Origin of the sequence: Albidovulum denitrificans (genome assembly GCF_002973535.1) — a bacterium.
Classification (GTDB): Bacteria; Pseudomonadota; Alphaproteobacteria; order Rhodobacterales; family Rhodobacteraceae; genus Albidovulum; species Albidovulum denitrificans.
Genome location: NZ_PVEP01000001.1, coordinates 90,422 through 112,502, shown reverse-complemented (window position 1 = coordinate 112,502; position 22,081 = coordinate 90,422). Strand labels below are relative to the sequence as shown.

General features: G+C 66.3%; 13 protein-coding genes. 5 read left to right on the top strand and 8 right to left on the bottom strand.

Features of this window, described 5'->3' with window-relative positions:
• Nucleotides 1-116: 116 nt before the first annotated feature.
• On the bottom strand, nucleotides 117-2,108 hold the full coding sequence (locus LX70_RS00525; RefSeq protein ID WP_245884884.1) for a CocE/NonD family hydrolase: 1,992 nt from the start codon (nucleotides 2,106-2,108) through the stop codon (nucleotides 117-119).
• Nucleotides 2,109-2,292: 184 nt separating this feature from the next.
• Between LX70_RS00525 and betC the strand changes: the two genes are divergently transcribed.
• Nucleotides 2,293-3,804: a choline-sulfatase gene (gene betC, locus LX70_RS00520; RefSeq protein WP_105512595.1), complete on the top strand. Its 1,512-nt coding sequence runs from the start codon at nucleotides 2,293-2,295 to the stop codon at nucleotides 3,802-3,804.
• Here the strand turns inward: betC and LX70_RS00515 are convergent, their stop codons facing one another.
• From LX70_RS00515 to LX70_RS00485, 7 genes are all read right to left on the bottom strand, one after another.
• A complete protein-coding gene (locus tag LX70_RS00515) occupies nucleotides 3,805-5,394 on the bottom strand; it encodes an alpha-amylase family glycosyl hydrolase (protein WP_105512594.1) in 1,590 nt (529 codons plus the stop codon). It abuts the gene before it with no gap.
• 80 nt (nucleotides 5,395-5,474) lie between these two features.
• Nucleotides 5,475-7,103, bottom strand: coding sequence for an alpha-D-glucose phosphate-specific phosphoglucomutase (locus LX70_RS00510; RefSeq protein ID WP_105512593.1), 1,629 nt, complete (start codon nucleotides 7,101-7,103; stop codon nucleotides 5,475-5,477).
• A gap of 16 nt (nucleotides 7,104-7,119) precedes the next feature.
• Entirely contained in the window at nucleotides 7,120-9,222 is a 2,103-nt protein-coding gene (gene glgX, locus LX70_RS00505; protein ID WP_105512592.1) for a glycogen debranching protein GlgX, read from the bottom strand.
• Between the two features lie 14 nt (nucleotides 9,223-9,236).
• Nucleotides 9,237-10,679: a glycogen synthase GlgA gene (glgA, locus tag LX70_RS00500; RefSeq protein ID WP_105512591.1), complete on the bottom strand. Its 1,443-nt coding sequence runs from the start codon at nucleotides 10,677-10,679 to the stop codon at nucleotides 9,237-9,239.
• A gap of 11 nt (nucleotides 10,680-10,690) precedes the next feature.
• Nucleotides 10,691-11,962, bottom strand: a complete 1,272-nt coding sequence (glgC, locus tag LX70_RS00495; RefSeq protein WP_105512590.1) for a glucose-1-phosphate adenylyltransferase — start codon at nucleotides 11,960-11,962, stop codon at nucleotides 10,691-10,693.
• 24 nt (nucleotides 11,963-11,986) lie between these two features.
• Nucleotides 11,987-14,170, bottom strand: a complete 2,184-nt coding sequence (gene glgB / locus LX70_RS00490; protein ID WP_105512589.1) for a 1,4-alpha-glucan branching protein GlgB — start codon at nucleotides 14,168-14,170, stop codon at nucleotides 11,987-11,989.
• Nucleotides 14,171-14,182: 12 nt separating this feature from the next.
• Nucleotides 14,183-16,585, bottom strand: coding sequence for a glycogen/starch/alpha-glucan phosphorylase (locus LX70_RS00485; protein WP_245884883.1), 2,403 nt, complete (start codon nucleotides 16,583-16,585; stop codon nucleotides 14,183-14,185).
• Between the two features lie 228 nt (nucleotides 16,586-16,813).
• Here LX70_RS00485 and LX70_RS00480 point away from each other — a divergent pair, with 228 nt between their 5' ends.
• From LX70_RS00480 to ugpB, 4 genes are all read left to right on the top strand, one after another.
• The gene (locus LX70_RS00480) at nucleotides 16,814-17,461 is read left to right on the top strand and encodes a TetR/AcrR family transcriptional regulator (RefSeq protein ID WP_105512588.1); all 648 of its coding nucleotides are present in this window, start codon (nucleotides 16,814-16,816) and stop codon (nucleotides 17,459-17,461) included.
• A complete protein-coding gene (locus LX70_RS00475; RefSeq protein ID WP_105512587.1) occupies nucleotides 17,458-18,645 on the top strand; it encodes a pyridoxal phosphate-dependent aminotransferase in 1,188 nt (395 codons plus the stop codon). The genes LX70_RS00480 and LX70_RS00475 overlap by 4 nt, the downstream gene beginning before the upstream one ends.
• A complete protein-coding gene (locus tag LX70_RS00470) occupies nucleotides 18,642-20,225 on the top strand; it encodes a 5-guanidino-2-oxopentanoate decarboxylase (RefSeq protein WP_105512586.1) in 1,584 nt (527 codons plus the stop codon). The genes LX70_RS00475 and LX70_RS00470 overlap by 4 nt, the downstream gene beginning before the upstream one ends.
• Before the next feature lie 540 nt (nucleotides 20,226-20,765).
• On the top strand, nucleotides 20,766-22,073 hold the full coding sequence (gene ugpB / locus LX70_RS00465) for a sn-glycerol-3-phosphate ABC transporter substrate-binding protein UgpB (protein WP_105512585.1): 1,308 nt from the start codon (nucleotides 20,766-20,768) through the stop codon (nucleotides 22,071-22,073).
• Nucleotides 22,074-22,081 lie beyond the last annotated feature (8 nt).

Genomic DNA, 22,081 nt, shown 5'->3' with positions numbered 1-22,081 from the left:
GCAGGTATTTGAGTTCTTGTGACATGGTGATCTCCCTGAATTTTCTTTTTGTCTTTACCTATTGATAACGTCGCTTTGGCGTGGACGGCAACGTTTTTTCTTGATTGCGGAGTCAATCACACGAATTGACGCGCAACCCGATCCTCCCAGCGGCGGCGGGCGACCTCTTCCCCGTTGGCCCGCGCGATCAGTTCGGCTTCGAAATAAAGGGCTTGGGCGTCGCCGCGCATCACCGCCGTGACCTCCGTCTCCACCCGCCAATCGCCGCGCGACAATTCCTGCCGCCTGCGAATCTCCGACCGGGCCGAGGTCGGATCATCGGGATGGATCGCCCATGTCTCATGCGAGGATTCGCGGGTGACGAGGCCATGATCGAGGTTTTCGCATTCCGGCCCGACCTCTTCCACGATCAGCCGCCATTCGCCGGTCAGCAGGTCCTGCTCGATCCGCCGCGCGGCATGGTCTGGGGTCAGGACGCGGTGGCGCCAGGGGGCGGCCATTTCCGGCGCGGGAAAGGTCCATTCGTCGCCGTGGCTGCCCTCATGCACCGGCAGGTGCAGCTCGCCCGCCGTCAGGTGCAGGCGCACGGGCTCGGGCGAGGGCCAGACAAAGGGGAAATAGCTGTTCGACAGCGCGATGCGCAGGCGGTGGCCGGGGGCCAGCCGGTAGGCGCATTGATCCAGGACGAGGTCGACGGTGACCTCTTCCCCCGGCCGCAGGGGCGCGGGGTGTTCGCGGCTGTCGCGGTGGCAGAGGTTCAGAATCCCGTGGCAGATGCGCACCGACGTCCCGTCCGGCGCCACGTCGCAAAGCCGCGCGACCAGCATCGCGCGGGGGCGGTCAGAGGACAGCGTGACACGCAGGGCCGGCGCGCCCAGAAGGTCCATCCCGCCACCCAGGGGCGCGCTGTCGAAGGATACCGACAGCGCGTCATCGCCCGCCTGATCGCCCGGCATTTCGGCATTCAGACCCATCGGGAAATACTCACCCGCGTTCAGGCCAAGGTGCTGCGGGGTGGCGATCACCTCATGCAGCGCCTCCTGCCGCCCGCCAAGCCGCCCCTCGGGCCCAAGCGCCCAGACCTCCTGCCGCGCGCGCGAGGGCGGCCAGTCGGCCTCGGCCACCCAATGCCCCTTGCGGTGCGCGGGCGAGGCATCGGGCGGTTCGGAATGGATCATATAGGCGCGATAGGCGGGGTCATCCTCCGCCCCGTTCGGCGCATCCTTCAGCCAGCGGTCCCACCAGCGCAGCGCCTCTTGCAGGAAACCGATCCTTGGCCCCGGCACCGCGGTATGGGGATATTGATGCACCCATGGCCCGACGATGCCTTTCACCGGGGCCTGAATGTTTTCAACAAGATGCGCGACCGTGTTCATGTAATTGTCGGCCCAGCCGCCGATCGACATCACCGCCGCGCGGATTGCGCCGTAATCCTCGCCGACCGAGCCATGTTTCCAATAGGCCCCGCGCGCCTGCTTTGCGGCCCAGACCGGCGCCAGGAACGGCTCGGCCTCAAGCCGCCGCGTCCACTCCTCCCGCCAGTCGTCGCGCAGCGCCGGATCGGGCGGGCGCGAGGAATAGGCCAGCATCACCGCGCCCCAGCCGAAATTCTCCCCCAACAGGCAGCCGCCCTTGAAATGGATGTCATCGGCGAAACGGTCGGTGGTGGAGCAGACAGAGATTACAGCCTTCAACGCGGGCGGGCGCAGTGCCGCCGTTTGCAGGCAGTTGAAGCCACCCCAGCTTTTTCCCATCATCCCCACCGTGCCGGAACACCAGGACTGTTTCGCAAGCCAGGCGATGACCTCGACGGCGTCGTCCATCTCCTGCTGTGTGTACTCATCCGCCATCAGCCCGTCGCTGTCGCCATTGCCGCGCATGTCGACGCGCACGGCGGCATAGCCGTGAGTGGCGAAATACGGGTGCATCAGCTCATCGCGCGGCAGCGTGCCGTCGCGCTTGCGGTAGGGGATGTATTCCAGCACCGCCGGAACCGGATGCGCGCCCGCATCCTTCGGCATCCAGACCCGCGCCGACAGGCGGCAGCCGTCGGACAGCACGATCCCCATATCCGGGTCTTCGACAATTTCGCGCGGAAGATCGGTCACGGTCCCCTCCCTGACTCGGGTCTTTTCCCGCATCAAGGCCGCAAAGCCGCCGGATCGCAAGCCGATTGGTCGCGAGGCTGCACCGATCATGTCGCAATCGCCGGGACACAGCGTCGCAATCCTCCGGTCTGGCGCGGCGCTTTTGCGCAGGTTAGAGGGGCAGAAAATCAATCCGGGGGAAGCCATGACCAAGAAGCCGAACATCCTGATCCTGATGGTCGATCAGTTGAATGGAACGCTGTTCCCCGACGGCCCCGCCGACTGGCTGCACGCGCCGAACCTGAAGGCGCTTGCCGCGCGCTCGGTCCGGTTTGCCAATGCCTATACCGGCTCCCCCCTCTGCGCGCCGGGGCGGGCGAGCTTCATGTCCGGGCAACTGCCCCGCCGCACCCGCGTCTATGACAACGCGGCCGAATTCTGTTCCGACATCCCGACCTATGCCCACCACCTGCGCCGGGCGGGCTATGCCACGACCCTTTCGGGCAAGATGCATTTCGTCGGCCCCGATCAGTTGCACGGGTTCGAGGAACGCCTGACGACCGACATCTACCCCGCCGATTTCGGCTGGACGCCGGATTACCGCAAGCCGGGCGAGCGGATCGACTGGTGGTACCACAACCTTGGCTCCGTCACCGGCGCGGGCGTGGCGGAGATCACCAACCAGCTTGAATATGACGACGACGTCGCCCATCAGGCGGTGCAGAAGCTTTACGACCTGTCGCGCGGCGCCGAAGAACGGCCCTGGTGCCTGACGGTCAGCTTCACCCATCCGCATGACCCCTACGTCGCGCGGCGCAAATACTGGGACCTTTACGAGGATTGCGCCCATCTCCTGCCTGCGGGCGAGGCGATCCCCTATGACGATCAGGACCCGCATTCGAAGCGGTTGATGGACAGCTGCGACTGGCGCCAGTTCGACATCACCGAAGATCAGGTTCGTCGCGCAAGGCACGGATATTTCGCCAATATCTCTTACATCGACGACAAGATCGGAGAGATCCTTTCGGTGCTTGAGGCGACGCGCCAAGAGGCGATCATCCTCTTCGTCTCCGACCATGGCGACATGCTGGGGGAACGTGGGCTCTGGTTCAAGATGAACTTCTTCGAAGGCTCCACCCGCGTGCCCTTGATGGTCGCCGCGCCGGGGCTGGACCCGCATCTTGAGGAAACGCCTGTCTCCTCCATCGACGTGCTGCCGACGCTGTGTGACCTTGCCGGGATTTCCATGGATGAGATCATGGACTGGACCGATGGCGAAAGCCTTGTCCCGCTGGCGAAAGGCACCCCCCGCCAAAGCCCCGTCGCCATCGAATATGCCGCCGAGGGAAGCTGGGCGCCCCTGGTCTGCCTGCGGCAGGATAACTTCAAGTACACCCGCTGCGCCCTTGATCCCGAACAGCTTTTCGACCTTGCCGCCGACCCCTCCGAACGCATCAACCTCGCCTCCGACCCGGCCCATGCCGGGACGCTGGCGCAGTTCCGCACCATGGCCGATGCGCGCTGGGATCTTGGCGCCTACGACGCCGAGGTGCGCCAAAGCCAGGCCCGCCGCTGGGTGGTCTATGAGGCGCTTCGCAACGGCAACTACTTCCCCTGGGATTTCCAGCCGCTCCGCGCCGCCTCGGAGCGCTACATGCGCAACCACATGGACCTGAACGTGCTGGAGGAGTTCAAGCGCTTCCCCCGCGGCGAGTGATCACCCGACCGCGCCGCCCTCAAGGATCGCAAAACCGTTGGGGCCGAGGGACAGCTCCCTGGCCCCCGCCTCCGCCGCCTGCGACAGCAGCATCCGCCCGCCCGTGACCGGCACCTTCACCGGCGCGGGCGACAGGTTGAACAGGCACAGCGTCCCCTCCCCGCGTCTAAAGCCCAGCACAGGTTCGGGCAGGTCGAAGAAGACCGTCCCGCCGGTCCGCAGGTCGGCATTGCCCTTCCGAAACGCGATCATCTCGCGGTAAAACGCCATCACCGACCCCGGTCCTTGGGTATCGGCCGCCACGGCGGCCTGCGGCGCCTTCACCGGCAGCCAGCAGCGATTGGCAGCGGAAAACCCCGCATTCGGCGCCGCCGCCTCCCACACCATGGGCGTGCGGCAGCCGTCGCGGCCCCGCTCTTCGGGCCAGAAGTTGATGCCCGCCGGGTCGGTCAGTTCCTCGAAGTCCAGCACCGTCTCCGTCTGCCCCAACTCCTCCCCCTGATAAAGGTAGATCGACCCCTGAAAGGACAGAAGCATCGCCGCCGCCTGCTTCGCCAGCGCCTCGCGGCTGATCCCATGCGCGGCCCAGCGGGTCACATGGCGGTTCACATCATGGTTGGAGAACGCCCAGGCCGGCCAGCCCTGCGGCGCACCGGCAAAGAAGCCCTCGATCTTGCGGCGGAAATGGGCGGCGGAAAACTCCGGCCCCAGCATCTCGAAGGAATAGCACTGATGCACCCGGCGCCCGGATGTATAGTCCCCCATCAACGCAATCGCATGATGGCTGTCGCCCACCTCACCCACCATCATCCTCGCGCCGAAGTCATCGGTCAGCGCCCGCATTTTCTCAAGGAAACCAATGTTCTCCGGCTGGTTCTTCGAGAAGAGATGATACTGCATGTTATAGGGATTGGCCTCGGGCCGCGCCTTCACCCGATAATCCGCCGCGTCGTCGCGCAGAAGCGCATCGTGGAAATAGTAGTTCAGCGTATCAAGCCGGAACCCATCCACCCCGCGCTCCAGCCAGAACCGCATGTTGGCGAGGTGGAATTCCTGCACCTCGGGGTTGTGAAAGTTGAAATCCGGCTGTTCGGCCAGGAAGTTGTGGAAATAATACTGATGCCGCCGCGCCTCCCATGTCCAGGCGCCGCCGCCGAAGATCGCCAGCCAGTTGTTCGGCGGCGATCCATCAGGCTTCGGATCGGCCCAGACATACCAGTCGGCATGGCGCCCGGTGCGGCCAGCCCGGCTGTCGACAAAGCACGGATGGCGGTCCGAGGAATGCGACAACACCTGGTCGATCACCACCTTCAGGCCAAGATCATGCGCCCGCGCCAGCAGCGCGTCGAAATCCGCCAGCGTGCCAAAGACCGGGTCGATGCCGCGATAATCCGCGACGTCATAGCCCATGTCCTTCATAGGCGAGGTGAAGACCGGCGACAGCCAGATCGCATCGACACCCAGCCCGGCGACATGGTCCAGCCGCCGGGTAATCCCCTTCAGATCACCCACCCCGTCGCCGTCATCGTCCTGAAAACTGCGCGGATAGATCTGATAGGTCACCGCACCGCGCCACCACTCCTCGCCCATCCTCACCCTTTCCCATCTACCCTTTCATCGTGGCTGAAATACTCCGGGGGGTCCGGGGGGCAGCGCCCCCCGGCCTCGCCTCAGGTGAGCACGTCCGGCCCGTCGCGCCCCGAAATGCCGCGGATCTGCGCCAGTTCCTCCGCCGCCGCGATCACGGGCGCCAGCGCCGCCTGCACATCTTCGTCCAGACCCTCCGTCCCGGCCGCATAGCGCTCCAGATAAAGCCGCAGCGTCGCGCCCTCGGTCCCGGTGCCGGACAGTCGCAGCACGAGGCGGGAGCCATCGGTGAACCCGACCCGCAGCCCCTGCCCGGTTGAGACCGATCCATCGACCGGGTCGTCATAGGCAAAGTCATCCGCCGCAGCGACGGTCATGCCCTGCACCACCCGACCGGGCAGCGCCATCAACCGGTCGCGCAGCCCGGCCATGATCCGTTCGGCCACATCGACCGGCAGCGCCTCGTAATCATGGCGGCTGTAATAGTTCCGGCCGAATTCCCGCCAATGGGCGTTCAGGATTTCCTGAACGGTTTCCTTGCGTTCGGCGAGGATGTTCAACCAAAGCAGCACGGCCCAAAGCCCGTCCTTCTCGCGCACATGGTCCGATCCGGTGCCGAAACTTTCCTCACCGCAGATCGTCGCCCGCCCGGCGTCCAGCAGGTTGCCAAAGAACTTCCAGCCGGTCGGCGTCTCATAGGCCGCGACGCCCAGCTTTTCGGCCACCCGGTCGGCGGCGGCCGAGGTCGGCATCGACCGGGCGATGCCTTTCAGCCCGGCCTTGTAGCCCGGCGCCAGATGGGCATTCGCCGCCAGCACCGCAAGGCTGTCGGAGGGGGAGACATAGATGCCGCGCCCGACGACCATGTTCCGGTCGCCATCCCCGTCCGAGGCGGCGCCGAAATCGGGCGCAGTGTCGCCGAACATCTCCTCCATCAGCTCATGCGCCCAGACCGGGTTCGGGTCCGGGTGCATGCCGCCGAAATCCGGCAAGGGCGTCGCGTGGACCACGGTCCCTTTCGCCGCCCCCAGCCGGTTTTCCAGAATCTCGCGCGCATAGGGACCGGTCACGGCATTCATCGCGTCAAAGCGCATGCGGAAGCCGCCCTTAAAAAGCGCCCGCAGGGCATTGAAATCGAAAAGCGTTTCCATAAGGGCGGCATAATCCGCAACCGGGTCGACCACCGTCACCCGCATCCCTGCCAGATCCCGCTCTGCGGTGGTGGACAGGTCCACATCCGCGGCCTCGACGATCCGGTATTCGGCGATCCGGGTCGAGGCGTCGTACATCGCCGCCGTCAGCGCTTCGGGTGCCGGACCGCCATTGGCGGCGTTGAACTTCAGCCCGAAATCCTCTTCCGGCCCGCCGGGGTTGTGGCTCGCCGACATGATGAAACCGCCATCGGTTTTGTTCAGCCTTATCAGATGGCTGGCGGCCGGAGTTGAGAGGACCGCGCCCTGTCCGACGATCACCCGCGCGGCCCCGTTGGCGGCCGCCATCTTCAAGATCACCTGCGCCGCGCGGTCCGCGAAATAGCGCCCGTCGCCGCCAAGGACAAAGGTCTTGCCCGCGCCGCCGCCGATCGCGTCGAAGATCGACTGGACGAAGTTCTCCAGATAGCCCGGCTCGGCAAAGACGCGGGTTTTCTTGCGCAGGCCCGATGTGCCGGGCTTCTGCCCCGCGATGGGCGTGGTGGACCTTCTGTTCGACATTGCCGGGATACTCCTTTCAGGCGCCGCCGGACGGGGTCGGGCGGGTAAAGACCAGAACCGATTGCGCGGGCATGGGGGCGGTTTCGCCCACCTCATGCGCGGCGGCTTCGGGCCGCGTGGTGTCCAGAGCGCAAAGCCATGCGCCCTCGGGCAGGGTGACGCTGCCCGCCGCGCCTGCGTTGAAGACGGCAAAGACCGTGCCTTCGCCCGCAAGGTCCGGGCCTTCTGCATTTTCGCGGATCACGACGCCAAGGGCCTGAAAATCGGGGCTGTTCCAGTCCGCCGCCGCTGGCGTGGCGCCGTCCGGGCGGCGCCATTCCAGATCGGGGCGGTGATCGCTGTCACGCTGCTGGCCGTGCAGGAAGCGGCGCTGCGACAGCACGGGGTTGGCGCGCCGCAGGGCCGTGAGGCGGCGCACGAAGCGCAGCATCGCCGCGTCGGCGCCGGGCCAGTCGATCCAGGCGGTTTCGTTGTCCTGCGCATAGGCATTGTTGTTGCCCGCCTGGCTGTTGCCGATCTCATCCCCCGCCAGAAGCATCGGCATGCCCTGCGACAGAAAGAGCGTCGCCAGAAGGTTGCGGCGGCGCAGGTCGCGGGCGGCGTTGATGGCGGGATCCGGCGTCGGCCCCTCCACCCCGAAATTGTCGGAGTGGTTGTCGTTATGCCCGTCGCGATTGCCCTCGCCATTCGCCTCATTGTGCTTGCCGAGGTAGGAGACGAGGTCGGCCAGCGTGAAGCCGTCATGGCTGGTGACGTAGTTGACCGAGGTGGTCGCAAGGCGGCCCTGCTGGTCGAACTTTTCGGCCGATCCCAGCAGGCGTTTGGCAAGATCGGGCGCCAACCCCTTGTCCCCGCGCCAGAATTTTCGCACCCCGTCGCGGAAAAGGTCGTTCCATTCGTGGAACGGATGCGGAAAGCTGCCCAGCCGGTAGCCGCCAAGGCCCACGTCCCAGGGTTCCGCGATCAGCTTGACGCGGGACAGGACCGGGTCCTGCCGGATCGTGTCGAGGAAGGCGCTGCCGGGGTCGAACCCGCCTTCGCCCCGCGTCAGCGTGCTGGCAAGGTCAAAGCGGAAGCCATCGACATGCATCACCTCCACCCAATAGCGAAGCGAATCCATCACCATCCGCAGCACCATCGGATGGGCGAGGTTCAGCGTATTGCCGGTGCCGGTGTCGTTGACATAGTGCCGCGCGTCCTGGGGCAGCCGGTAATAGCTTCGGTTGTCGAGGCCCCGGAAGCTGAGCGTCGGGCCAAATTCATCGCCCTCGCCGGAGTGGTTGTAGACCACGTCAAGGATGACCTCGATCCCCGCCCGGTGCAGGCGGCGCACCATGGCCTGAAACTCCCATATCGCGCCCTGACGCATGTAGCGCGGCTGTGGTGCGAAAAAGCCGATGGTCTGGTAACCCCAGTAGTTGCGCAGGCCCCGCGCCTGAAGGAAACGATCATCAACGAAGGCCTGCACCGGCAGCAGTTCCACCGCCGTGACGCCAAGCTTCAGAAGGTGGTCGATCACGGGGTCCGCGCTTAGCCCCATGAAGGTGCCGCGCAGGCCGGGTTCGACGGCGGGGTGCAGTGCCGTCAGCCCCTTCACATGCGCCTCGTAGATCAGGCTGTCGCGGCCCGGCACCTCGGGCGGCTGGTCCCCGCCCCAGTCGAAGCTGGTATCGGCCACAACGCAGCGCGGCATGGCAAAGGCGCTGTCGCGGCTGTCGAAGGACAGATCGGCCGCCGGGTGGCCGACACGGTAGCCCATCAGCGCGTCGGACCATTTGATCTGGCCGACGATCTGGCGGGCATAGGGGTCAAGAAGCAGCTTGTTGGCGTTGAAGCGGTAGCCGTTGGCGGGGTCATACGGCCCATGGGCGCGCAGACCATAGCGCGCGCCGGGCATCAGCCCTTCGATATGGCCATGCCAGATGTCGCCATCCCGTTCAGGCAGGGCGAGGCGGGCAAGCTCCTTGCGGCCGTCGTCGGAGAAAAGGCAGACCTCGATCTTTGTCGCATTGGCCGAGAAGACGGCGAAATTCACCCCCGCCCCGTCGAATGTCGCGCCCAGGGGCCAGGCGCGCCCGGCGCGCATACGGCGATGGGCGAGGCGGTCGGGCGCCGTCATCGGGCGGGTTGCGTTCACGGCAGAAGGCTCCGGTAAAGGTCGGCATAGCGGGCGGCGGGCGCCTCCCATCCCACCTCTGCCTTCATCGCGCGCTTCATCAAAGAGGTCCAGCCGGAGCGGTCGGCATAGAGCCGCGAAACCTGACGTAATGCGCCCGCGAAGGCGGTTTTGTCGACGGGATGGAAACTGACGCCGGTCGCGGCCCTGGCCGACAGGCTGGCGGGCGTGGCGCCGATCACGGTGTCGTTCAGGCCCCCCGTCGCCGCCACCACGGGGATCGTGCCGTAGCGCAGCCCGTACATCTGCGTCAGCCCGCAGGGCTCGAACCGCGAGGGTACCAAGACCGCGTCGCCGCCGCCGAACATCCGGTGCGCCAGCGCCTCATCATAGCCGATGCGAACGCCGACGCGGCCGGGCCAACGCTCCGCCGCCTGCCGCATCGCGGCTTCAAGCGCCGGGTCGCCCGCGCCAAGGACGGCAAGGCTGCCGCCCGCCGAAATGAACTCGGGCAGAACCTCGGCCAGCAGGTCGATCCCCTTCTGGTCGGTCAGGCGGCTGACGACGATGGCAAGCGGCCCGTCGGCGGGGCTCAGACCGAATTCCGCCGCCAGTGCTGCGCGGTTTTCCGCCTTTCCCTTCAGGGACTTGGCGGAATATGGGATGATCGCCGGATCGCGTTCCGGCGACCAGACCGCAAGGTCCACCCCGTTCAGGATGCCGTGCAGGTCGCGGGCGCGGGACGCGATCACCCCTTCAAGGCCCAGCCCGTAATCCGGGCGCCTCAGCTCTTCGGCATAGGTGGGCGACACGGTGGTGATCGCGTCCGCCGTCACCAGCCCCGCCTTGAGGGTGGAGATGTTGCCGAAATATTCCACCCGGTCGGCGCTGTAGGTCCACCCCGGCAGGCGCAGACCGGCCAGCTTGTCGGCCGGTGCGATGCCCTGAAAGGCGATGTTATGGACCGTCATCACCGTCCTGACCGGCACCTCCGGCCCATAGCGCAGATAGGCGGGCGCAAGGCCCGCCTGCCAGTCATGGGCATGCAGGATCGCGGGCGACCAGCCATCCGTCCCCTGCCCCCGCGCCAGCTCTGCCGCGGCCCAGGAGAGCGCCGCGAAGCGTTCGGCATTGTCGGGGTGATCCCGGCCAGCGTCGGAATATGGCCCGCCCGCGCGGTCGAAAAGGTGCGCGGCGTCAAGCAGCAGGAACATCACCCCGCCGAGCGTCCCCTTCAGCACCCGCGCCTTGCCGCCGAACAGGTCCGCGTCGCGCCAGATCGTCTGCGGCCCCGTCAGCCGGTCGGCCAGACCGCGATAGGCGGGCAGCAGCACGCGCATGTCCCAGCCCTGCCCGGCCAGCGCGGCGGGCAAGGCGCCCGCGACATCGGCCAGCCCGCCGGTCTTGACCAGCGGCACCGCCTCGGACGCGACCGAAAGAACCCGCGCAGCGCCTGCCATGTCCGTCCCTCCTAGCCCAGCGCCGCCGCGCGCCGGTCAAGCATCTCTTGCGTGATAAGGACCACGCCGCCTTCCGTCCGGCGGAACCACTTCGCGTCCTCGGCCGGGTCTTCGCCGACCACCAGCCCCTCGGGGATGATGACGCCGCGGTCGATGACGCAGTTTTTCAACTCCGCCTTCCTGTTGACCTGCACATAAGGCAGAACGACGGCATATTCGAGCGCGGACCAGGAATGCGCCCGGACCCCGGTGAACAGGAGCGAATTGCGCACCTCGGACCCCGAGACGATGCAATCGCCCGAGACGAGCGAGGATATGGCCGAGCCGCGCCGCCCGTCCTCATCATGGATGAACTTCGCGGGCGGGACGATCTCCGCATAGGTCCAGATCGGCCAGGTGTTGTCGTAAAGGTCGAGCTTGGGGATGAAGTCGGTCAGGTCGATATTGGCCTGCCAGAAGGCGTCGATGGTGCCGACATCGCGCCAGTAGGGTTCTTCCTCAAGCCCCGAACGCACGCAGCTTTCGGAAAAGCGATGCGCCATGGCCTTGCCGTTCCTGACGATGTCGGGGATCAGGTCATGGCCGAAATCATGGCTGGAATTGGCATCCTCCGCATCGCGGATCAGCAGATCGCGCAGGAAGGCCCAGTCGAAGACATAGATCCCCATGGAGGCCAGCGTGCTATCGGGATCGCCCGGCATCCCCGGCGGGTCCTTCGGCTTTTCAAGAAAGGCGGTGACGCGGCCCGTCGCGTCGATGTCCATGACGCCGAAGGCGCTTGCCTCCTTGCGCGGCACCGTCAGGCAGCCGATGGTCACGTCCGCGCCGCTCTCGGCATGCTGGCGCAGCATGATCTCGTAATCCATCTTGTAGATGTGGTCCCCGGCAAGGATGATCACATACTTCACGTCATAGCTGTCGACGATGTCGATGTTCTGCGTCACCGCATCGGCGGTGCCGAGATACCATTTCGTTTCATCGACGCGCTGCGAGGCGGGCAGGATGTCGAGGTATTCGTTCCGTTCGGCCCGGAAAAAGCCCCAGCCGCGCTGCATGTGGCGGATGAGGCTATGCGCCTTGTACTGGGTCGCGATGGCCATCTTGCGGATGCCGGAATTCAGCGCGTTCGACAGCGCGAAGTCGATGATCCGCGTCTTGCCGCCGAAATAGACGGCCGGTTTGGCGCGCTTGTCGGTCAGTTCCTTCAGGCGCGAGCCGCGCCCCCCGGCAAGGACAAAGGCCATGGCCTGCGATGACAGGCGCTGGTTCGGTCTTGGCTGCATTCCTTTCCCCCCACTCGGCGCCAGTCAGGGCTGGCGGAACATCACCACGGACAGGGGCGGCAGCACGACGGATGCCGACTGCGCCTGGCTGTGCCATTCCTTCGGTTCGGTCAGGACGGCGCCGAGGTTGCCCCGGTTGCCGCCGCCATAGACCGAGGCATCGGTATTCATGATCTCTTCCCACACCCCCGGCGCGGGAAAGCCGACACGGTAGCCGTGCCGCTCAACGGGCGTGAAATTCGCGGCGATGACGATCATCGGGTCGTCCGGCGCGCCCTTGCGGATGAAGGCGAAGACGGAATTTTCGGCGTCGTCCACCTCAAGCCACTCAAAGCCTTCGGGGCTGGCGTCGCGGACATGCAGCGCCGGATTCAGCCGGTAAAGCAGGTTCAGGTCGCGGATCAGGGTTTGCACGCCCCGATGCGCGGGATCGTCCGCCTGATGCCAGTCAAGGCTCTGATTATGGTTCCACTCCGCCCCTTGCGCGAATTCCTGCCCCATGAAGAGAAGCTTTTTCCCCGGATGCGCCCACATGAACCCGTAATAGGCGCGCAGGTTGGCGAACTTCTCCCAGGCGTCGCCCGGCATCTTGCCCAGCATGGAGCCTTTGCCATGCACCACCTCGTCATGGCTGATCGGCAGGATGAAGTTTTCCGACCAGGCATAAGCCAGGCCGAATGTCATCTGGTTGTGGTGGTATTTGCGGTGGACGGGTTCCTTCTGGATATAGGTCAGCGTGTCGTTCATCCAGCCCATGTTCCACTTGTAGCCGAACCCCAGCCCGCCGGTATCGACGGGCCGCGACACGCCGGGGAAGGAGGTGGATTCCTCCGCCACCGTCATGATGCCGGGGCATTCGCCGTAGCTGATCGTATTGACCTTTTGCAGGAAGGCGATCGCTTCAAGGTTCTCGCGCCCGCCATGGATGTTCGGCACCCACTCGCCTTCCTTGCGCGAATAGTCGCGGTAAAGCATCGAGGCCACGGCATCCACCCGCAGCCCGTCGAGGTGGTATTCCTCAAGCCAGTAAAGCGCATTGGCCATCAGGTAGTTCGACACCTCGGCCCGCCCGTAATTGTAGATCAGCGTGTTCCAGTCGATGTGGAAGCCTTCCTTCGGGTCGGCATGTTCGTAAAGCGCGGTGCCGTCAAAGCGGCCAAGACCGTGCGGGTCGGTCGGGAAATGCCCCGGCACCCAGTCGAAGAGAACGCCCAAGCCCTTGGCATGGGCCGCGTCGATCAGGCCCGCGAATTCCTCTGGTGTGCCGAAACGGATCGTGGGCGCATACATGCCGACCGGCTGATAGCCCCAGGACCCGTCGAAGGGGAATTCCGAGACGGGGAGCAATTCGATATGGGTAAACCCCATCCAGAGCGCGTATTCGACAAGCTCCACCGCCAGTTCGCGGTAGGAGAGCGGGCGCTGGCCGCCCTCGCTCCGCCGCCAGCTTCCCAGATGGACCTCGTAGATCGAAATCGGCGCGTCGGTGGCATGGGTCTGCGCGCGGGTCGCCATCCAGTCGCCATCGGTCCAGCCCTGCCCGCCCGCCTGCCGCACGACCGATCCGGTGCGCGGCGGGTGTTCCGATCCAAAGCCGACCGGGTCCGCTTTCAACGGGCCGACGGCACCGCCCGGCCCGCGTATCTCATACTTGTAGACCGCGCCTTCGGTCACGCCGGGCAGGAAAATCTCCCACACCCCCGTCGCGCCGCGCCGCCGCATCGGGTGGCGGCGGCCATCCCAGGCGTTGAAATCGCCGACCACCGACACCCGTTCGGCATTCGGCGCCCAGACGGCGAAATGCACGCCCCCGGCCCCCTCATGCGTCATCGGATGCGCGCCAAGCTTCGTCCACAACCGGCGGTGATTGCCCTCGCCGATCAGGTATTCGTCCATCTCGCCCAGAACGGGGCCGAACCGATAGGGATCGTCAAAGTCCCAGACGGTGCCATCCTCGGCCTTGGCCCTGAGCGTATAGGGTTTGTCCGCCTTCAGGGGCGCTTCGAAGACCTCACCCGCCGCCGGGTGGCGGGCCATCTCGACCGGCTTTGCCCGGCCCTGCATCAGCCAGAGCCGCGCCACCTGCGGCAGGATCACGCGCAGGGCGTCACCCTGCGGACCCAGCACCGCGAAAGGGTCGCCATGCCGCCCCTCGGCCAGCGCCCGCGCATCGGCATCCGCCAGCCCTGCCTTGGTCCGCTTCGCCATAGCCTCTCCTCTCTACAGAGCCGAGTCGACGCCCCAGATGTCTTCCATGTAACCACGGATCGCCCGGTCGGATGAGAAAAAGCCCATCCGCGCGGTGTTCAGCGCGGCCTTCCGCGTCCAGTCGTCCGCCTCGCGATAGCTGCGGTCCACCTCACCCTGTTCGGCATGGTAGGCGCCGAAGTCCGAGGCGACGAGGAAATAGTCGTGATGCCACATCCGGTCGACGATGCCGTGATAACGGTCGCGCTGGCCGGGGCTGAAACGGCCCTCGGCGATCATCTGAAGGACATCCTGCAAGGGCTGGTTCGCGAGGATCGCGTGGCGGGCGTGTTCGACGTCCTTGCGCCGTTCCTCAACCTCATCCGCCGTCAGGCCGAAGAGGAAGAAGTTTTCCGCCCCGACCTTTTCGCGGATCTCCACATTGGCGCCGTCCAGCGTCCCGATGGTCAGCGCGCCGTTCAGCGACAGTTTCATATTGCCGGTGCCCGACGCCTCTTTCCCGGCGGTGGAGATCTGTTCCGACAGGTCGGCGGCCGGGATCAGGTGTTCGGCCATCGAGACGTTGTAATTCGCTGGATAGACCACCTTCAGCAGGTCGCCCGTCCTGGGGTCGTTGTTGATGACGGCGGCCACGTCATTGATGAGGTGAATGATTTCCTTGGCCACGACATAGCCGGGCGCGGCCTTGCCGCCGAAGATCTTCACCCGCGGCACATGCGGCAGGTTCGGGTTTTCACGGATGAAATGCCATTGCGCGACGGTCTGGAGGATGTTGAGCAACTGGCGCTTGTATTCGTGCAGGCGCTTGACCTGCACGTCGAAAAGCGCGTCCGGGCTGACGCTGATGCCGGTTGTCCGGGCGATCCAGTTGGCCGTCGCCACCTTGTTGGCGCGCTTGGCGCCGGCGAAGGCATCGCGAAAGCCCTTGTCCTCCACATGCGGCTCAAGCCCCGTCAGCCGGTCGAGGTGATCTTCCCACCCCTCCCCGATCGTTTCGGTGATCAGCCCCGACAGCGCCGGGTTCGCCATGCGCAGCCAGCGGCGCGGGGTGACGCCGTTCGTCTCATTCACGATCCGGCCGGGGTGGAGCTTGTTCAGTTCGGGGAACAGCCGTTCCTTGACCAGTTCGGTATGCAGAGCGGAGACGCCGTTGACCCGGTGGGCGGAGATGAAGGCCAGTTCGCCCATCCGCACCTCATGATGCTTCACGATGCCGACGTAATGGGGGCGGTTGGGGAAGCGGCGGCGGTGCAGGCTGTCGATGCGTTCGATGATCTGCATGTGGCGCGGCAGGATGTTGCCGACCAGCCAGGTGGACCAGCGTTCCAGCGCCTCGGGCAGAAGGGTGTGGTTGGTATAGCCAAGGCAGGCCTGCGCGATGTCGAACGCCTCTTCGAACCCGATCCCGTGGGCGTCGGTCAGAAGCCGGATCAGTTCCGGCCCGGCCAGCGCCGGGTGGGTGTCGTTCATCTGGATCGCGACATGGGTCGGCAGCGCCGTCAGGTCGGTATGCGTTTCCAGATAGCGGCGCAGAATGTCCTGGATCGCGGCGGAGGTCAGGAAGAATTCCTGCTTCAGGCGCAGTTCCTTGCCCTGATAGGTCGTATCCTCGGGGTAAAGCACCCGGCTGATGGTGCGGGCCAGCGTCTCCGGCTCTGCCGCCGCGGCGTAGTCGCCCCGGTTGAAGCGCTCAAGATCGAAGGCCTGCGTGGGTTTCGCGCTCCACAGCCGCAGCGTATTGGCCCAACGCCCCTGCCAGCCCACCACCGGCGTGTCATAGGCCGAGGCGATCACGGTTTCGTCCGGCGTCCAGAGCGCACGGCCGTCCTTTTCCGCGACCTCACCCTTGAAGCCGATCGTATAGGCGCTTTCGGGCCGTTCGAATTCCCACGGGTTGCGGGTCTTCAGCCAGTCCTCCGCCGTCTCCACCTGTTGCCCGCCTTCGAAACGCTGGCGGAACAGCCCGTGTTCGTAGCGGATGCCATAGCCGTAGGACGGGCAGCCCACCGTCGCCATGCTTTCCATGTAGCAGGCGGCAAGACGGCCCAGCCCGCCATTGCCCAGCGCCGCGTCCGGCTCCTCCCCCGCCAGCGTCGCGAAGTCCTGCCCCAGATCGGCCAGCACCTCGGCGGCAAGATCGCGCAGGCCGAGGTTGATCGCGGCATCCTCAAGGATGCGGCCGATCAGGAATTCCATCGACAGGTAATAGACCCGCTTGCGGTTTTCGGCCCAGGTGCGGCGGGTGGAGGCGAACCACGGCCCCACGATCCGGTCGCGGATCGCAAACGACAGCGCCATGCGCCAGTCGTAATCCGAGGCATGGCCCGCATCCTTGCCAAGCGTATAGGTCAGATGGCGCAGGATATCGGCGCGAAACGCCTCCTTGCCGGGCCGTTGGGCGGATATGTCTTTCACGTCATGGCTCCGTCCGGGGCCGGATCGTGCGTATCCCGACTGCCCCGGTAACAGGCGGGCAGCGGCTGTCCGGCGCGCTTCATGTTTCCGCTATCATTTCTGCAAGCGCTTTGGAAGTCAAAGATTGGCCCTGGCGGCCGCTGCGACCGAAACGGCAGGGGACTGCCGATGACCCCTTGCGCCCACAATTATGCACCCGCATAATAACCCCACAACCCGGAGGAGACCTTGCCCGATTCCGCCCCCGATACCGACCGCGCCTGGCGGCGCGCGCCCGAGGAGGAGCGGCGCGCCGATCTGATCCGGGCGACCATCGACTGCGTCGCAGATGGCGGCGTGGCGGCGGCGACGGTGCGTGAGGTGGCGGCGCGGGCGGGTGTGTCGAACGGGTTGATCCGGCATCATTTCGACAGCAAGGAGGCGCTGGTGCAGGCGGCCTACCGGGCGTTGATGGACGACATGACCGGCACGGCGGAGGACGCCGCCGGGGACGTTCCCCCGGCCGACCGGCTCGCCCGGTTCATCGCCGCGAACTGCCGCCCGCCGGTCCTTGACGGGCGCAAGCTGTCGGCCTGGGCGGGCTTTATCGGGCCGGTGCGGACCGACCCGGAGATGGCGGCGATCCACAAGGCGGGCTACCTGCGCTTTTGCGGGCTGCTGGAGCCGATGATCGCGCGGGTCTTCCTGACCGAAGGGCGCGCGACCGCCGCCGTTCCCGACCACGCTCGCCAGATCGCGGCGCTGATCGACGGGCTGTGGCTGGAGGGCTGCCTTGCGCCCGACCTCTTTGACGGTGACACGCTCGCCCGCCTCGCGCTGGACGCGGGCGGCCGCATCCTTGGACTGACCCTGACCGAACCGGAGACAGACGCATGACTTTCGCCTCGATCACCGACCGCCTCGCGGGGCTTGGCTCTGGCAAGTGGGAGGTCCATTTCGCCGGGCGCCGCAGGAAGGCGGCGGGCCATGACGTCATCGAACTGACCATCGGGGAACCGGATATCCCCCCCGACCCCGCCCTGCTGGACATCTGCACCGAGGCGATGCGCGCCGGGCGGACGCGCTATTCCAACGGTCAGGGGGAAGAGGCGCTGCTGGACGCGATCGCCGCGAAATACAGCCGCCGGACGGGGCGGACCATCACCACCGATCAGGTCCTTTGTTTCCCCGGCACGCAGACCGCGCTTTACACGGTGATGGCGGGGCTGGTCGAGGGCGGCGATGCGGTCCTGATCCCCGATCCCTATTACGCGACCTATGAAGGCGTCGTGCGCGCAACCGGGGCCACGGTCGTGCCGGTGCCGACATGGGACCGGCACCGTTTCCACCTGCAAGCGGCGGATCTTGAGGCCGCGATCACGCCGGCGACGAAGGTGCTGCTGCTGAACACGCCGCACAACCCCACCGGCGCGGTGCTGAGCGCCGACGAGATTGACGAAATCGGCGCGGTCTGCCGCAAGCATGATCTGTGGATCGTGGCGGATGAGGTGTATGAGGACCTGATCCTTCGGGGCAGCTTCGCCTCGCCCTTCGACCGGGCCGATCTGGCCGAGAGGACCGTCGTCTGTTCGTCGATCTCCAAATCCCACGCGGCGCCGGGGTTCCGGTCGGGCTGGGCCGTGGGGCCGGTGGCGTTCTGCGCAAAGGTGCTGCCGGTGTCAGAGATCATGCTCTTCGGTGGCCAGCCCTTCATCGCCGACATGACCGCCCATGCGCTGACCCACGATATCCCCACCGCCGCGACGATGCGCGCCGCCTATGCCCAGCGCGCGGCGCTGGTCTGCAAGGCGCTGGAGGGAACCCGGTTGAAGCCGCTGTCGCCCGAGGCGGGGATGTTCCTGCTGATCGACGTGCGGGCGACGGGGCTGTCGGGGGACGCCTTCGCCAAGCGGTTGCTGGAAACCGAGGACGTCGCCACCATGCCGGGATCGTCCTTCGGGGCGCAGGCGGAGGGGTTCATCCGCCTCAGCCTGACGGTGCCGGACGGGATATTGGCGGAGGCCTGCGCCCGCATCGCGCGGTTCGCGGCAAAGCAGGGCATCAGGGAGGGTGTGGAATGAAAACGGTTGGCGAGGTTCTTGTCGATCTCTTGCAGGCGCGCGGTGTCGATACCGTCTTTGGCATTCCCGGCGTGCATACGGTGGAGCTTTACCGGGGCCTTGCCGCGTCCGGTATCCGCCATGTCACGCCAAGGCATGAACAATCGGCAGGGTTCATGGCCGATGGCTATGCGCGGGTCTCGGGCAAGCCGGGGGTCTGTTTCCTCATCACCGGGCCGGGCCTGACCAACGCGATCACCGCCATGGCGCAGGCGCGCGCGGATTCGGTGCCGATGCTGGTCATTTCCGGCGTGAACCGGCGCGCGACGCTGGGGCATGAGGGGGGGCATCTGCACGAACTGCCCGATCAGGCGGGGATGATGCGGACCGTCGCGCTTTACACCCATACGCTTCTGAACGGCGCCGACCTGCCCGCCGTCCTCGACCGCGCCTATGCCGCCATGCTGACGGGCCGTCCGGGGCCGGTGCATATCGAGATCCCCATCGACGTGATGTCCGAACGGATCGAGGCACCCGACCGGATCGCCCCACTGCCCGGCCTGCCGGTCCCAGCGGAGGAGGCGCTGACCGGGGCGGCCGCGCTGATCGCCGCCGCGCGCCAGCCGGTGATCCTGGCCGGGGGTGGTGCGAAGGGGGCGGATGCGGAGCTGCGCGCGCTGGCCGCCCATCTCGACGCGCCGGTGGTGACCACCACGAACGGGCGCGGGTTGATGGCGGGCCATCCGCTTGAGGTTCCGGCCTCGCCCAGCCTTGGGGCGGTGCGCGCATTGATCGGGGCGGCGGATGCGGTGATCGCGGTCGGCACGCAGATCGGGCCGACGGATTACGACATGTATGTGGATGGCGAATTCCCGGCGATGACGCGGCTGGTCCGCATCGACGCCGGTCCCTTGCAGGCCACGCGCGGGGCGGTGGCCGAGGCGGTGATCGTGGGCGATGCGGCCTGCGCGCTGGCGGCGCTGTACAGGCGGATCGGCCCGGCGCGTCTGCCCGATGGCGGGGCTGAGCGTGCAAAGGCGGCGCGCGAGGCGGCCTATCAGGGCCTTGGCGCGAAGATGCAGGGCGAGGTTGAGGTGCTGCGGACCATCACCGCGACGCTTCCCGATGCCGCCATCGTCGGCGATTCCACCCAACTCATCTATGCCGGGAACCTTTACGCCGAGATTCCCCGCCCCGGCGCATGGTTCAACGCCGCGACCGGGTTCGGCGCGCTGGGATACGGGCCGCCTGCCGCCATCGGCGCGGCGCTGGCCGATCCCGAGGGGCGCCCGGTGGTCTGCCTTGTTGGCGATGGCGGGTTTCAGTTCTGCCTGTCGGAAATCGGCTCGGCCATGGACGAAGCCGCGCGGGTGATCTTCGTCGTCTGGAACAACCGGGGTTATGGGGAGATCGAAGGCTATATGGTCGATCAGGGCATCACGCCGGTGGGCGTCACCCCCTCTGCCCCCGATTTCGTCGCGGTGGCGCGGGCCTACGGGATGGCGGCAGAGGCAATCGAGGGTACCGGCGATCTGGCCGGGGCGCTGGCGCGGGCCGAGGCCGCCGGGGGGGCGGGGCTGATCGAGATTCGCCTGCCCTGAGGGGGTATTGCCGACGGTTGGAAGGCGGGCATCGCCCGGCCGCGGGTGGGCGTAGGGCGGGTTGTTCGGCAGCGCTTTATGGTGAGGCCCACATCCAACGGCTGTTCGGGGCAAGACGGTGCCGTATCGCCCGCCCGGTGGGGCGGTCGGGCGATGCCCGGCGGCGCGGGACGCGCCTTGGTTCCGGGCAAGGGGGAATGACTGCGAAGGCCTCAAACCCGCCACTCGCCGCGCCGGACCCCGATGGCCGCTTTGTGGTCAGGGCGTGACAGTCGACCCTCGGGGCGCCGATGCAAGATGCCAATGTCCGGGGCGCAGTTGAATGGCATGACGATGTGTCGCCCCACACTTGCATCCCCGCACTTGCACATCGCACCGGAATCCCTAACCTGACCGGACGGTGCCGGGGGCGGAGAGGTCCCCGTGCCGATCCATCTGCCCGCGTTTCCCGGCCGCGCGTCATCGGGCTGTCATGTTTTGACAGCTAGAAGGGCGGCGGCCCCGGAACCTCCGGGGGATGCTGAACACAGGGAGCAGACCATGAAACATGCAAGCCTTTTCGCCGGTGCCGTCGCGGCGGGCGCCTTTGCCCTGCCCGCCTTTGCCCAGACCGAGATCAGCTGGTGGCACGCCATGACCGGCGCCAATGCCGAGGTGGTCCAGAAGATCGCCGACGATTTCAACGCCAGCCAGTCCGACTACAAGGTCGTCCCGGCCTTCAAGGGCACCTATCCCGAAACGCTGAACGCGGGCATCGCCGCCTTCCGCGCCGGGCAGGCGCCCGACATCATTCAGGTCTTCGACGTCGGCACCGGCGTGATGATGGCAGCCGAAGGCGCGGTAAAGCCGGTGGCCGAGGTGTTGCAAGACGCGGGCATGACCTTTGACAAGTCGCAATACCTGCCCGGCATCGTGGCCTATTATTCCAAGCCCGACGGGACGATGCTGTCCTTCCCCTACAACTCGTCCTCGCCCATCACCTATATCAACAAGGACATCTTCGAGAAGGCCGGGCTTGACCCGAACACGCCGCCCAAGACCTGGAACGAGGTCTGGGACATGGCGAAAACCATCAAGGCCTCGGGTGCCGCGCCTTGCGGCTATACCTCCACCTGGCTGACCTGGATTCACCTGGAAAACTTCGCGGCCTGGAACGATGCGGCCTATGCGACGCAGGAAAACGGTCTCGCGCCGGGCGGCGTGCCCGAGCTTCAGATCAACGCGCCGCTTTACGTCAACCATTTCCAGGCGATGGCCGATCTCGCCAAGGACGGGACGTTCAAATATGGCGGCCGCACGTCCGAGGCCAAGCAGATCTTCCTGGCGGGCGAATGCGGTATCATGACGGAAAGCTCCGGCGGTCTGGGCGATATCGTCAAGTCGGGCATGAATTACGGCATCGGCCAGCTGCCCTATGACAGCGACGCGCCCGGCGCGCCGCAGAACACCATCCCCGGCGGCGCGAGCCTTTGGGTCATGGGCGGCAAGTCGGACGAGACCTACAAGGGCATCGCCGCCTTCTTCTCCTACATCTCGCAGACCGATGTGCAGGAATACCTGCACCAGACCTCGGGCTATCTGCCGGTGACGATGGCGGCCTATGAGGCGACCAAGGCCAGCGGATTCTACGACCAGAATCCGGGGCGTGAAACGCCGATCACCCAGATGATGGGCAAGGCGCCGACCGCCAATTCCAAGGGCGTGCGCCTGATCAACCTGCCGCAGATCCGCGACATCGAGAACGAGGAGTTCGAGAAGATGCTGGCGGGCGACCAGAGCGCGCAAGAGGCGCTGGACAATGCCGTCTCGCGCGGCAATGCCGCGATCAAGGAAGCGATGGGCCAGTAAGGTCCATG